At 74.4% G+C, this 12,490-nt stretch carries 11 protein-coding genes and 1 tRNA gene; 6 read left to right on the top strand and 6 right to left on the bottom strand.

The genetic code is table 11. From position 1 onward, the window contains the following. Both DQ244_RS04950 and DQ244_RS04945 read right to left on the bottom strand, forming a co-directional pair. Window positions 1–1,716 carry a hypothetical protein gene (locus tag DQ244_RS04950; RefSeq protein WP_113810270.1) on the bottom strand — a complete coding sequence of 572 codons (1,716 nt, stop codon included), beginning with the start codon at window positions 1,714–1,716 and terminating at the stop codon, window positions 1–3. A 156-nt stretch (window positions 1,717–1,872) separates the two neighbouring features. Next, entirely contained in the window at window positions 1,873–3,048 is a 1,176-nt protein-coding gene (locus tag DQ244_RS04945; protein WP_113810269.1) for a hypothetical protein, read from the bottom strand. A gap of 157 nt (window positions 3,049–3,205) precedes the next feature. Between DQ244_RS04945 and orn the strand changes: the two genes are divergently transcribed. Together orn and DQ244_RS04935 are read left to right on the top strand one after the other, a co-directional pair. Then, window positions 3,206–3,853 carry an oligoribonuclease gene (gene orn / locus DQ244_RS04940; protein ID WP_113810268.1) on the top strand — a complete coding sequence of 216 codons (648 nt, stop codon included), beginning with the start codon at window positions 3,206–3,208 and terminating at the stop codon, window positions 3,851–3,853. Window positions 3,854–3,934: 81 nt separating this feature from the next. Further along, window positions 3,935–4,010, top strand: a tRNA-His gene (locus DQ244_RS04935). Between the two features lie 101 nt (window positions 4,011–4,111). Here DQ244_RS04935 and DQ244_RS04930 read toward each other — a convergent pair. Further along, window positions 4,112–4,834, bottom strand: coding sequence for a GAF and ANTAR domain-containing protein (locus DQ244_RS04930; RefSeq protein ID WP_158544467.1), 723 nt, complete (start codon window positions 4,832–4,834; stop codon window positions 4,112–4,114). A gap of 217 nt (window positions 4,835–5,051) precedes the next feature. On the opposite strand from DQ244_RS04930, the gene DQ244_RS19310 reads away from it, so the two are divergent. The 4 genes from DQ244_RS19310 (at window position 5,052) to chrA (ending at window position 7,823) form a co-directional block, all read left to right on the top strand. Continuing rightward, window positions 5,052–5,351, top strand: a complete 300-nt coding sequence (locus tag DQ244_RS19310; protein WP_158544466.1) for a hypothetical protein — start codon at window positions 5,052–5,054, stop codon at window positions 5,349–5,351. 138 nt (window positions 5,352–5,489) lie between these two features. After that, complete coding sequence (locus DQ244_RS19305) at window positions 5,490–5,978, top strand: Chromate resistance protein ChrB (protein ID WP_158544465.1); 489 nt, start codon at window positions 5,490–5,492, stop codon at window positions 5,976–5,978. Further along, on the top strand, window positions 5,975–6,406 hold the full coding sequence (locus DQ244_RS19300; protein WP_158544464.1) for a chromate resistance protein ChrB domain-containing protein: 432 nt from the start codon (window positions 5,975–5,977) through the stop codon (window positions 6,404–6,406). Before DQ244_RS19305 ends, DQ244_RS19300 begins: the two co-directional genes overlap by 4 nt. Before the next feature lie 34 nt (window positions 6,407–6,440). Then, window positions 6,441–7,823: a chromate efflux transporter gene (chrA, locus tag DQ244_RS04920; protein ID WP_113810266.1), complete on the top strand. Its 1,383-nt coding sequence runs from the start codon at window positions 6,441–6,443 to the stop codon at window positions 7,821–7,823. 54 nt (window positions 7,824–7,877) lie between these two features. Here the strand turns inward: chrA and DQ244_RS19295 are convergent, their stop codons facing one another. From DQ244_RS19295 to DQ244_RS04905, 3 genes are read right to left on the bottom strand one after another with little or no spacing between them, the layout of a single operon-like run. Continuing rightward, complete coding sequence (locus DQ244_RS19295) at window positions 7,878–9,200, bottom strand: methyl-accepting chemotaxis protein (protein WP_158544463.1); 1,323 nt, start codon at window positions 9,198–9,200, stop codon at window positions 7,878–7,880. 43 nt (window positions 9,201–9,243) lie between these two features. Next, complete coding sequence (locus DQ244_RS04910; RefSeq protein ID WP_113810264.1) at window positions 9,244–10,965, bottom strand: GMC family oxidoreductase; 1,722 nt, start codon at window positions 10,963–10,965, stop codon at window positions 9,244–9,246. After that, window positions 10,958–12,436, bottom strand: a complete 1,479-nt coding sequence (locus DQ244_RS04905; protein ID WP_113810263.1) for an NAD(P)/FAD-dependent oxidoreductase — start codon at window positions 12,434–12,436, stop codon at window positions 10,958–10,960. Before DQ244_RS04905 ends, DQ244_RS04910 begins: the two co-directional genes overlap by 8 nt. Window positions 12,437–12,490 lie beyond the last annotated feature (54 nt).

Raw genomic sequence — 12,490 nt, 5'->3', positions numbered from 1 at the left:
TCAGTCGCCGGGCAGCGGCGGGACCGGGAGTGCCAGGGCCTCGGTGGCGACGGCGTCGACCGCCGCGGCACTGCCGGCGCGTGCCGGGTCCGACCACGCGCTCTCCACGATCGTGACCGTGGCCCCCGAGGTGGCGCTGGCGTACTCGGCCCCGCTGAGCTTCGCCGGGCCGCCCTCGAAGGTCAGCCCCTCGCGCAGCAGGTCGCTCACGTTGCCGCTGCCGTTCGTGTCGGCCAGGGCGCGCAGCTGGCGGGCAGTCGCGGGGTCGGCCATCGTCACCCGGGACACCGAGACGACGACCGGAGCGCCCTCGACGCTCGCGGAGTAGAGGGCGCGGGAGAGCCCGACGCAGTCGGTGGCGTCCAGGAAGGCGGCCACGTCGCCGTAGGCGTGCCCGGCGCAGGTCTCGTCCACCCGCACCTGCTCGACGGTGAACCGCGTGCTCCCGGCGGCCAGGACGTCGCCCGGCGCCGGGCCCGCCTCGGTCGTCGGGGCGGGCCCGGTCCCGCCGCCGGCCTCGTCCTCGGGTTCGCCGCCCGTCAGCAGCCACACGGCCACGCCGCAGACGACGGCCAGCGCGAGCACGGCGGCCGCGATGACCAGCCCCCAGCGCCGGCGCTCGCCGTCGGGCTCGTCGTCGGGTGCCGGACGGTCCGGGGGAACGGCACCCCAGGCCGGGGACAGCGGCGGGCGCGGCGGCGGCTCCTCGGCACGCGGCACCACGGGCTGCACGGCGGTGCGGGGCGGGCCGGCCTGCTCCGGCTCGGCCGGCGCGGATGCGAACAGCCCGCCCACCCCGGCGTCGGCGTTCGGCGGGGAGGCCGGCCCGTCCACCGCGACGGTGTCCCGCTGCCCGGTCAGGTTGGGCACCGGGCGCGGAGGCGCCGCCGCGGACACGGCCGCTGCGTGCGCCGAGGCGACCGACGCGGCGACCGCGCGGGCCACCGCGCTGGCGCTGAGCGGCTCGGCGCTGCCGGACGCCCCGCCGGCCGGCTCCGGCGCGGGATCGGCGACCAGCGGCGAGGCCGCCATGGCCGCCGGGGTCAGCAGCTGCGGACGGCGGAGCACGTAGGGCGAGTACGGGAAGGACTCCCCGTTCAGCTCCTCCACCGTGGGCCCGCGACCCGGCAGCTCGAGCGCCAGCAGCGCCGCCCGCACGTCGGCCGTCGTCCAGAGCCGGGGGTTGTCGACGCCGGCGTGCCGGCTGGCGCGGGCGATCGCGAGCAGCAGGGACCGTGGTTCCAGGGTGGCGACGTGGTCGCCCTCGCCCAGGTCGCCGTCGGCGGGCACCAGCCCGGTGATCTCGCCGACGAGGACGGTGAGCCGCGCGATCCGGCCGGGCTCGAGACCCGCCCGGCGCAGCTTCATCGCGGTGTCCATGCCGGCGCGCATCAGGCCGTCCAGCGGGCTCGACCCACCCCCGCCGAGCTGCAGGACCTGGCTGGGCCCGCCCTCGGCGGCGATGCTCCACGCCCCCTCCGGGGAGGCGGTGACGACGCCGGACTGGCGCGGCACCTCGACCACCCGGATGACCGCGATGCCCTCGGGCACCAGCAGCACGGCGTCGGACTGCCGTCGTCCCAGCGGACCGTCGACGAGCGGGACCGAGGCGACCACGGCGGCCCGGACCGAGGCGCCCGTGTCCCACCGCGAGAGCTCGCCGAAGAAGGCGCGCTCCCCCGCCGTCTGCAACGGCTCGGGGGTCAGGACCAGCACGTCGTCCTCCGGGCGCTCGATGGTGCGGGCAGGGCCGGCGCCGCTCCGGACGCGGCGCGGGACGCCGGCTCGGCGGGCGCCCCCGTGACGCAGCCGCCCTCGACGCTACGTCATGCCGACGGCCGCTCCGGCGCTCCGCGCCGGGGGTGTGGCGGATCAGGCGGCGGCGGTCTCCGCGACGCCCGCGGGCTCGTCGGCGGTGCGCCAGCGGGCCAGCCAGGAGCTCCGGGAGACGACGTCGACCAGCGCCCAGAGCGCGGCGAAACCGACCGCGACCGGCAGCGCCGACCACCAGTTCCACGGGGGCAGCAGGCCGAGGGCCTCGAGCGGGAACGCCAGGCCGTACACGGCGGCGGTGACCGCGATGCCGGCGATCCAGCCCGGCACGCGGGAGGTGACCGCGAGGTCGATGAGCACCGCGCCGAGGATGAGCACGACCGGCAGCACCGAGGGCGGGAAGCCCATGGCGACCAGGCCCAGCCACATGACGCCGCGGTAGCCCAGGTAGACGACCGCGATGACCGTCGCCGTCCAGCGCAGGCCGACCGTCTTGCGGGCCACGACCAGGGCGAGCAGGCCGGCGCAGATCATCCAGGCCGGGTGCACCCAGGAGGGCACCGGCAGCATGAACATGGCGGGCGTCTGCCCCTGCGCGGCGGCGAAGTCCAGCAGCGACGGCTCGGCCGTCGTCCGGCCGGCCTCCCAGGCCTCCAGCGACAGCACCCCGTACTCCTGGTGCTGGTTCGGGAAGACCACGTTCTCGACGAAGAACAACCACAGGCCCAGCGACACCAGGTCGCGGAGGCGCCCCGGCGCGGCGTACAGCCACCACCCCCGCAGTGCGCCGGCCAGCATGATCGCCGTCCCGATGTAGAGCAGCGCGTGGCTGGGGCTCCAGCTGGTGATGTCCAGGCCGTTGATGCGGTGGTTGAGGATGTCGATCGGGATCGCGATCAGGAACGCCCCGATGCCGACCTGCATGAGCCGCAGCGCCCGGCGGTCGACGCCGTAGCCGCTGTAGCTGTGGAACAGCACGAGGACGACGACGACGGCGGTGCCGACGGTGTTGAGCAGGTGCGGGGGCGCCAGGTCGTCGCGCAGCCACTTGAAGTGCCAGGAGACGTCCCACGACGAGCCCAGCATCTTGAGCAGGAACGCCCCGAGCCAGGCGGTGTAGATCCAGCGCAGCTCGGTCTGGTCGGTGGGGCGACCGGGCCGGCCGGGGGTCAGGTAGGCCGTCCAGAGCCAGCGCAGGAGCGCCACCGGGTGGGCCAGGCCCGACCGGAGCGTTCCCGGGGCCTGGGGCGCGGTGGGTGCGGGTGCAGTCGACACAGGCTTGCTTCCTGACGGAGGGCGTTCCGGCGACCCTAGCGGTGATCCGGGCCAGGGCCGAGCGTTTCCGGTCGCGCCGCCGACACGGTTGCGCTACCGCGGGCACGCGTGGGGTGAGCGGGGCGCACGCAACGTCCGGTGCGTACTGTGAGCCGACGTGGCGGAGAGCGCGGGACACCTGGTCTGGATCGACTGCGAGATGACCGGCCTGGACCTCACCAAGGACAAGCTGATCGAGGTCGCGGTGCTGATCACCGACTCGGAGCTCAACGTCCTGGACCCGGGCCTGGACCTCATCATCTCCGCCGACGACGCCGACCTCGACGGCATGACCGAGTTCGTGCGGGACATGCACGCGAAGTCCGGTCTCACCGACGAGGTCCGCGCGGCGACGCTCACGACCGCCGAGGCCGAGCAGCAGATCCTGGCCTACGTGAAGCGGTTCGTGCCCGAGCGGCGGACCGCTCCGCTGTGCGGCAACTCGATCGGCACCGACCGCGGCTTCCTGGCCCGCGACATGCCCGAGCTCGACGACCACCTGCACTACCGGATGGTCGACGTCTCCTCGGTCAAGGAGCTGGCCCGGCGCTGGTTCCCGCGGGTGTACTTCGCCCAGCCGGCCAAGGGGCTGGCCCACCGCGCGCTGGCCGACATCATCGAGTCGGTGCGCGAGCTGGCCTACTACCGGAAGACGCTGTTCGTGCCGGCCCCCGGCCCGGGCAGCGACCAGGCGAAGAGCGCCGCCGAGCAGGTCACCGGCACGTTCGCCGGCCTGCTCGCCGCGGGCGACGCCGGCACCGCCTGATCCCCGCCGGTCCCCCGGCGGGACCGCGCACGGTCTCCGGTATCGTTGCTGCGTCCCCCCGGCGTCCGGGGTGGGCACGCGGTGGGTGTAGCTCAGTCGGTAGAGCACCAGGTTGTGATCCTGGGTGTCGCGGGTTCGAGCCCCGTCACTCACCCCACGCAAGAGAGGCCCTGGTCGGTTCGCCGACCAGGGCCTCTGTCGTGCTCGGGTCCGCGGGGAACGCACACCGCGCGCGACACGTGCGGGCGGACCGGGAGGTCAGCGTGCGGCGCGCGTGTTCTCCTCGTGCCCGGCCACCATGCGCGCCGCGACGTCGCGCAGCTTCTCGTTGTTGCGCTGGCTCGCCGCCTTGAGCATGTCGAAGGCCTCGTCGGCGGTGCACCGCTGCTGCGCCATGAGCAGACCCACGGCCTGGCCGATCACCTGCCGGGTGACCATCCCCCGGGTCAGCAGGTCGACCGTCTCGTCGCGCTCGGCCATCTGCCAGGCGACCGACAGCGCACCGCTCGCCTGCCCCGCCCAGGCCTGCCCGGCCAGCTCGTCGGCCTCGGTGAACGCATGCGCCTCGCTGGCGTAGAGGTTCAGCGCTCCCCGGCCCCGCTGCCCGAGCACGAGGGGGAAGGACAGCGACGAGCGCACTCCCGCCTCCAGGGCGCGCTGCGGGTACGACCCCCAGCGCTGCTCGGTCGCCATGTCGGTCACGGCGATCCGCTCCCCGGTCCGCAACGCCTCCAGGCACGGGCCGTCGTCGAGCTCGTACTGGCGCTCGTCGCCGGCGGCGGCCAGCTCGCCGCTGTAGGTCACGGTGAGGTTCCGGCCCGACTGCTCCAGCGTCAGCCCGCACGCCTCGGCGCCAGGGGTCTGGTCCACCGCCCAGGTCACCAGCGAGTCGAGGAAGGTCGCGACGTCCGCGAACTCGTCCAGCAGCGCCAGCACGTCCTGCCCACCGTCGACGGAGGACCGCCGGCTCGGCTCAGCCACGCTCCCCGCCTTCCGGTTGTGCCCTACCGATATCGCTCCAGTATGCCGGGCGCGCCGTCCCACCTGGCGGACGCACCCCGGCGACCGCGCGCCAGGACGAGGCGTGCGCCACATCGGTCCGGTCCGGGTTCGAACGGGCACCGACTGGGCATGGGCCCCGGAGCGGGCACGGGTGAACAGCACCCCGGCCCGCCCCTCGAGCGAGAGCCTCCTCCTGATGACGTCAGTTCCGACCCGCCCGACCACCACTCCCGCTCCCCGGAGCCGCACCGCCCCGCGATCCCGCCCCGCGCCGCCGCCGGAGGACCGGGTCGACTCCCCGCTGGGAACGACCCTGGTCCTGCACTGGGGCGGCCCTCGGCACAACGAGGTCGACCACCTGCCGATCGAGTCGCTCACGTCCGCGGTGCTCGTCTACGACGGGCCCCGGTGGTTCGGCGTCTACGAGCAGTTCCAGCCCGCGCGGACCCAGGACACCCCGCAGGGGCCGGCCCAGGTGTGGGTCGTCCGGGAGTAGCACCCAGCCCCCGCCGGCGGCGGGCCGACTCCTCCCTCGGGGCTCCGCACCCTCCGGCTCATGACCTGGGCCAGCTCGCCGGGATCTGGAGACCCGGCACCCTGGACACCGCTGCTGCAACCGTGGTTGCATCCGTTCGTGTCGACGACGTCGCCGGGCGAGTGGGTGCTGCTCTCCTACCGCCTCCCCCGCGAGCCGTCCGGCCCGCGCACGACGCTGTGGCGGCGGCTCAAGCGGCTCGGCGTCGTGCAGCTGGCCGACGGCCTGGTGGCCCTGCCGGCCGATGCCCGCACCCGCGAGCAGCTCGAATGGCTCGCCGGCGAGGTCACCGAGGCCGGCGGTACCGCGGGCCTCTGGACGGCTCGGCCGACGAGCGCGACCCAGGAGAAGGAGCTCGCGACGACCATGGCCGCCGCCCGCGCCGAGGAGTACCGCGCCCTGACCGAGCAGTGCCGGACCGCCACGGACTCCGACCCCACCGACCGGGCGCGCGCGCTGCGCCGGCTGCGCTCGGAGTGGCGGGCCATCGACCGGCGCGACTTCTTCCCGCCACCGGACCGCGACGTCGCCGCCGCCGCGCTGCGGGAGCTGGCGGCGGCCGAGCGCGCCGGGGTGCCGGCCCGATGAGGTGGGCCACCCGCGCCGGTGTGCACATCGACCGCGCCGCCTGCGCCTGGCTCATCCGCCGCTTCGTGGACGCCGACGCGGAGTTCGTCTTCGTCACCGATCCGGCCGACGTGCCCGCCGACGCCACCCCCTTCGACATGCGCGGGGTGGACCTCGGCCACCACGGCGGCGACTGCACCTTCGAGACGATCCTGCGGCGCGAGGAGCTCACCGACCCGGTGCTCTGGCGGATCGCCGAGATCGTGCACGAGGCCGACCTGGACGACGAGCGCTTCGACGCCCCGGAGGCACCCGGCCTGGACGTGGTCCTCCGCGGTCTGTCCATGACCGGCGACGACGAGCGGACCCTCGCCGTCTCCGGCCCGGTCTTCGACGGGCTCTACGAGTACCACCGCCGCCGGCTGCTGCTCGGCCGCGAACCCGCCTGAACCTCTCCTGCCGACCCCCTCGACGAGGACGTCCATGACCGCCGACGCCGCTCCGCCGCACGAGCAGACGGGCGTGCCCTTCCGCACCGCCGTCCGCGCCTGGTTCCTCATCTCGCTGCAGACCTTCGGCGGCCCGGCCGGCCAGATCGCGGTCATGCAGCGCACGCTGGTCGACGAGAAGCGGTGGATCGGCCAGCGCCGGTTCCTGCACGCCCTGAACTACTGCACCCTGCTGCCCGGTCCCGAGGCGCAGCAGCTCGCCACCTACGTGGGCTGGCTGCTGCACGGCACCCGCGGCGGCCTGGTCGCCGGTGGCCTCTTCGTCCTCCCCGGCGTGGTCGCGCTGCTCGCGCTGTCGGCGATCTACGTCGCCTTCGGCACCACGACCGCGGTCACCGCCGTGTTCGCCGGGCTCGCCGCCGCGGTCCTGGCCATCGTCGTGCAGGCGGTCGTCCGGGTGGCGAAGAAGGCCCTGGACAGCCGCGCCCTGGTCGTCCTCGCCGTCGTCTCCTTCCTCGCTCTCGCGCTCTTCGGGGTGCCCTTCCCGGTCGTGGTCGCGCTCGCCGGGATCGCCGGCTGGGCGCTCGGCCGCTGGCGGCCCTCGGCGCTGCCGGCAAGGAAGTCGTCCGAGGGACCCGACGCGGGGCCGGCTCCGGTCATCTCCGACGACGTGCTGCACCACGAGGCACCGACTCCCCGCCGCACCCTGACGGTGCTGCTCGTCGGACTGCTCGTCTGGGGCGTGCCCGTCGCTGCGGTCGCCGTCCTGACCGGTGCGGGCAGCGTGTTCACCGAGCAGGGGCTGTTCTTCTCGGGCGCCGCGGTGGTCACCTTCGGCGGCGCCTACGCCGTCCTCGCCTACGTCGCCCAGCAGGCCGTCGCCACCTACGGCTGGCTGTCCCCGGGCGAGATGGTGCGCGGCCTGGCCCTGGCCGAGACGACGCCCGGACCGCTGATCATGGTGGTCCAGTTCGTGGCGTTCCTCGGCGCCTACCGCGCACCGGGCGACCTCGATCCGTGGGTCGCCGCGGTGCTCGCCTCGCTCCTGGTCACCTGGGTGACGTTCGTGCCGAGCTTCCTGTTCGTGCTGCTGGGCGCCCCGTACATGGAGCGGCTGCGCGGGAACCGGTCGCTGTCCGCGGCCCTGACCGGCATCACCGCCGCCGTCGTCGGCGTCATCGCCAACCTCGGCGTCTACTTCGCGGTGCACACCCTGTTCGCCGACTCCCGCAGCGTCGACGCCGGCCCGCTGCACCTCGAGGTGCCCGACCTCGGCTCGCTGCGACCGGTCGCGGTGGTCATCGCCCTGGTCGCCGCGGTGCTGCTGTTCCGGTTCAAGTGGTCGGTGCTCCGCACCCTCGGCGTCTGCGCCGTGCTCGGGCTGGCCGCCGGGCTGGCGGGCCTGCCGGTCGGCTGAGGACGCGACGAGGACCCGGTCGCGGTGTGCGGCCGGGTCCTCGACGCGTACGGCTCACATGCCGTCGACGATGCTCCGCAGGTCCTCGGCGACGCGGGTCGCCTCGCGGGAGGCGCCGACGATGGCGTCCTGGGCCTGCGCCGTCGACGCGCTCTGCTCCTCGACGGCGGCGGCGATCGTCGTCTGAGCCTCGACGACGCCCTGGATGACCTCCTGCACGTGCTCCAGCGCGGTGCCGGCCGCCTCGACGTCCCCGCGCACGGTGTCGACCACGCCGCGGATCCGCTCGGTGGCCTTGGCCGTCTCCGAGGCCAGGTCCTTGACCTCGCCGGCGACGACCGCGAAGCCCTTGCCCGCCTCACCGGCGCGCGCCGACTCGATGGTCGCGTTGAGCGCCAGCAGGTTCGTCTGGTCGGCGATCGAGGAGATGCTCCCGGCGATCTGGTCGATCTCGGCCATGGTGGCGGCCAGCCGCTCGATCACCTCGGCGCTCTCGCGGGAGCCGGCGCTGGCCTGGTTCGCCGTGGTGGTGGCGTGGCTGGCGGCCGCCGAGATGTCGGAGATGGCTGCCCGGAGGCCGGTCATCACGTCCGTGGCGGTGCCCACGTTCTGGTCCAGCCGGTGACCGGCCTGCACGAGCCCGGCCAGCCGCTCCTCCAGGGACGCGGCCTTCCGCTCGCCCTCGGCCAGCCGGCAGGCGGCCTCGTCGGCCGTGCGGGCCCGCTCCTCGGCGAGCTCGGCCTGCGCCTGCGCCTGAGCGCAGGCCTGCTCCTCGGCCCGCTGGGCCTCGGCGCGGCGTCCGCGGTCGGCCTCCTCGGTGAACTTCCACGAGTAGGCGAGGAAGAACGCCTCGGCGAGCAGGAACACCGCGTGCAGCAGCGCGAACAGGAGCGGGTTGTCCTGCGCCTGCTGGGTCGAGTACACCGCCTCGGGAGCGATGAGGCTGGTCAGCGCGTGGTGCACGGCGACGAAGACCACGGCCAGCAGGAAGGGCGTCCACAGCTGGTAGAGCGCCACGAGCGCGAGCACCGCGTAGAACCAGATGTGCAGGTCGGTGAGGCCGCCACCCACGTGCACGAGCAGATCGGCGCCGAACATCAGTCCCACGCCGGCCGCCGACGCCCGCGCGAGCATGCCGCGCAGCAGCATCGCGGCGACGAGCAGCGTGACCAGCGCCGCGAGCTGACCCCACAGGGCCAGGCCGTGGAGGTGGTCGCGCAGGTACGCGATGGTCACGAGCACCGGCGGGTGCAGTGCCAGCACCACGCAGATGATGCGGTGCCGGCTGCGGAAGCCGTCCTCGTCCAGGCGTGCGCCTCGAGGGATGGCAGCCCAGAAACCGGTCGGGCGGGCCGGATCAGCACTGATGTCGGTCACGCACGATCTATCGGCAGCCCCGACGCTGTATCCAGTACAACGATCATGCTGAACCAGCCCGGTCCGCTACCCGGGAGACGACGGTCAGCGGCAGCCGCAGCGCCCCCGGGGCCGAGGCCGGCACGACCGGCGACAGGGGCGGGACGGGGGCCACCGGGCGGTAGGCCTCCCCCGGCGCCGGACGCGGGTCGCGCTGCCCCTTGTTCGGCCACAGCGCGGTGGCCCGCTCGGCCTGCGCGGTGATGGTCAGCGACGGGTTGACCCCGAGGTTGGCCGAGACCGCCGAACCGTCGACCACCGACAGCCCCGGGTAGCCGTGCACCCGGTGGTAGGGGTCGACGACGCCGGTGTCCGCGGTCGCACCGATCGCACATCCGCCCAGGAAGTGCGCGGTCATCGGGATGTCGACCAGGTCGGTGAGCGCCCCGCCGGGGTCGCCGCCGATCTTGGCCGCGATCCGCCGCACGGCCTCGTGCCCGCCGGGGATCCAGGTCGGGTTCGGCTCCCCCGGGCCGGGTCGGCTGGTCAGCCGCCGCCCGAACCGGGACCGCCGCCCCGACACCACGATGCTGTTGTCCCGGCTCTGCATGACCAGCGCGATGACCGTCCGCTCCGACCACCCCCGCACCGACAGCAGCCGCACGAAGGCCGCCGGGTTCCGCGCGACCACCCCGAGCGCCTTCAGCCAGCGCGGCAGCCGGCCGCCCCCGTCGACGAGCACCGTCTGCAGCAGTCCGATCGCGTTGCTGCCCCGGCCGTACCGCACCGGCTCCAGGTGGGTGTGGTCGTCCAGGTGGAAGGAGGAGGTGATGGCGACCCCGCGGCTGTAGTCCACCGGTCCCCCGCGCCGGCCGGTCGCCGCCAGCACCGCCTCGGAGTTCGTGCGGGTCTGGTGCCCCAGTCGCGGCGAGAGGTCCGGCAGCGTGCCGCCGTCGCGCATGGCGTGCAGCAGCCGCTGGGTCCCGTAGGTCCCCGCCGCCAGCACCACCTGGTCGCAGGTCCACCGGCGCACCCGCCGACGGAGCCCCCAGGAGCCGCTGCGCACGGTCTCGACCTCCCAGCCACCGCCCGGCCGGGGGCGCACCGCGGTCACCGTCGTCAGCGGGTGCACCACCGCCCCGGCCCGCTCGGCCAGGTGCAGGTAGTTCTTCACCAGCGTGTTCTTGCCACCCACCCGGCAGCCGGTCATGCACGACCCGCACTCGGTGCAGCCGGTGCGCTCGGGCCCGGCCCCGCCGAAGTAGGGATCCGGCACCGTCACGCCGGGCTCCCCGTAGAAGACGCCGACCGGCGTGGAGACGAAGCTGCCGGCCACGCCCATCTCCTCCGCCACCTCGCGGAACACCTCGTCGGCGGCCGTCGTGGTCGGGTTGGTCGTGACGCCGAGCATCCGGCTCGCCTGCTCGTAGTACGGCGCGAGCTCGGCCTCCCAGTCGGTGATGCCGGCCCACTGCGGGTCCCGGAAGTAGGCGCTCGGCGGCTTGTAGAGCGTGTTGGCGTAGTTGAGCGAGCCGCCCCCGACCCCGGCGCCGGCCATCACCAGCACGTCGGGCAGCAGGTGGATGCGCTGCACCCCGTAGCAGCCGAGCTGCGGCGCCCACAGGTAGCGGCGCAGGTCCCAGGAGGTCCGCGGCAGCTCGTCGTCGGCGAACCGGCGGCCGGCCTCGAGGACCGCGACCCGGTAGCCCTTCTCCGACAGCCGGAGCGCCGCGGTGCTGCCGCCGAACCCGCTGCCGACGACGACGACGTCGACGTGCTCAGCCACGGGGACCTCCCACCGGGACGGCGGCCGGGGCCGGCGCGAAGTCCTCCGGGCGCAGCCGGTGCAGCCGGCGCCGGAAGGTGAGCGTGGACGCCGGCCAGTTCTGCGTGTTGCGGCCGCTCTCGGTCAGGTACCAGCTGCGGCAGCCGCCGGCGAACACGGTGCCGCGCACCCGCTGCTGCACCCAGGCGTCGAAGGCCTCGGCGACGTCGCCGCGCACCTCGAGCCACCGGCTGCGTCCCTGCTGCAGGTGGCGCACCGCCTGCACGACCCACCGCACCTGGGCCTCGAGCATGAAGATGATCGAGTTGTGGCCGAGGTTGGTGTTCGGCCCGTAGAGCACGAACAGGTTCGGGAAGCCCGGGACGACGGTGCCCAGGTAGGCGCTGGCGCCGTCGGCCCACTGCTCGTGCAGGTCGCGCCCGTCGCGGCCGGTGAACCGGATCGGCGCGAGGAACTCCGTCGCGGCGAACCCGGTGCCCAGGACGATCGTGTCGACCTCGCGCTCGGCGCCGTCGGCGGTGACGACCGAGTGCGGGCGCACCTCGGTGATCCGGTCGGTGACCACCTCGACGTGGGGCAGCTGGAGCGCGGTGTACCAGTCGTTGGACATGAGGATGCGCTTGCAGCCCATCGGATCGGTGGGGGTGAGCTTCTCGCGCAGCACCGGGTCGGCGACGGCGCTCGCCAGGTGCCTGCGGTAGGCGGCCCGGTGGGCGAAGAGCAGCCGGGGCTCGGTGTTGAAGCCGAGCGTGCGCAGCTCGTTGGAGACGTAGTTGGCCTCCCGGGACAGGCGCAGCAGCCCGGGCACCCGGGCGAACGCCTTCTTCGCCCGGGCCCGGTAGGCGCGGTCGGGCTTGGGCAGCACGTAGGGCGCCGACCGCTGGAACACGGTGAGGGAGGCCGTCCGCGGCGCGATGGCCGGCACGAACTGGATGGCGCTGGCGCCGGTGCCGAGCACCGCGACCCGCTCGCCGGTGAGGTCGTGGTCGTGGTCCCACTGCGCCGAGTGGAACAGGGTCCCCTCGAAGCGGTCGAGGCCCGGGACGTCGGGCCGGCTCGGCCGGCTGAGCTGCCCGGTCGCGGTGATCAGGACGTCGGCCTCGTGCTCCTCCCCACCGGCCAGGGTCAGCCGCCAGCGCGCGGCCTGCTCGTCGAAGACCGCGGTGAGCACCTCGGCGCCGAACCGGATGTGCCGGAGGACATCGAAGTCCCGGGCGACGTCGCGGAGGTAGGCGTGGATCTCCGCCTGCGGCGCGAACCGGCGCGACCAGTCCGGCTTCGGGGCGAAGGACAGCGAGTACAGGTGGGACGGCACGTCGCAGGCCGCGCCCGGATAGGTGTTCTCCCGCCAGACGCCGCCGACGTCCGAGCTCTTCTCGAACAGCACGAGGTCGGTGACCCCGGCCTCCTTGAGGCGCACCGCGGCCGCGATGCCGCCGAACCCGCTGCCGATGATGGCCACGCTCGTCACGGCGGCACCCTAACCGCTGGATCGTTGTGCGGGTCACACTTCCCTGATAGACCT

Origin of the sequence: Blastococcus sp. TBT05-19, from assembly GCF_003319095.1 — a bacterium.
Lineage (GTDB): Bacteria > Actinomycetota > Actinomycetes > Mycobacteriales > Geodermatophilaceae > Blastococcus.
This window is presented reverse-complemented; position numbering and strand designations above follow the sequence as displayed.

Coding starts and splice junctions, on each gene's coding strand:
- DQ244_RS19310 (WP_158544466.1), top strand. CDS start 5,052: ATGACGTCAGTTCCGACCCGCCCGACCACCACTCCCGCTCCCCGGAGC.
- DQ244_RS19300 (WP_158544464.1), top strand. CDS start 5,975: ATGAGGTGGGCCACCCGCGCCGGTGTGCACATCGACCGCGCCGCCTGC.
- chrA (WP_113810266.1), top strand. CDS start 6,441: ATGACCGCCGACGCCGCTCCGCCGCACGAGCAGACGGGCGTGCCCTTC.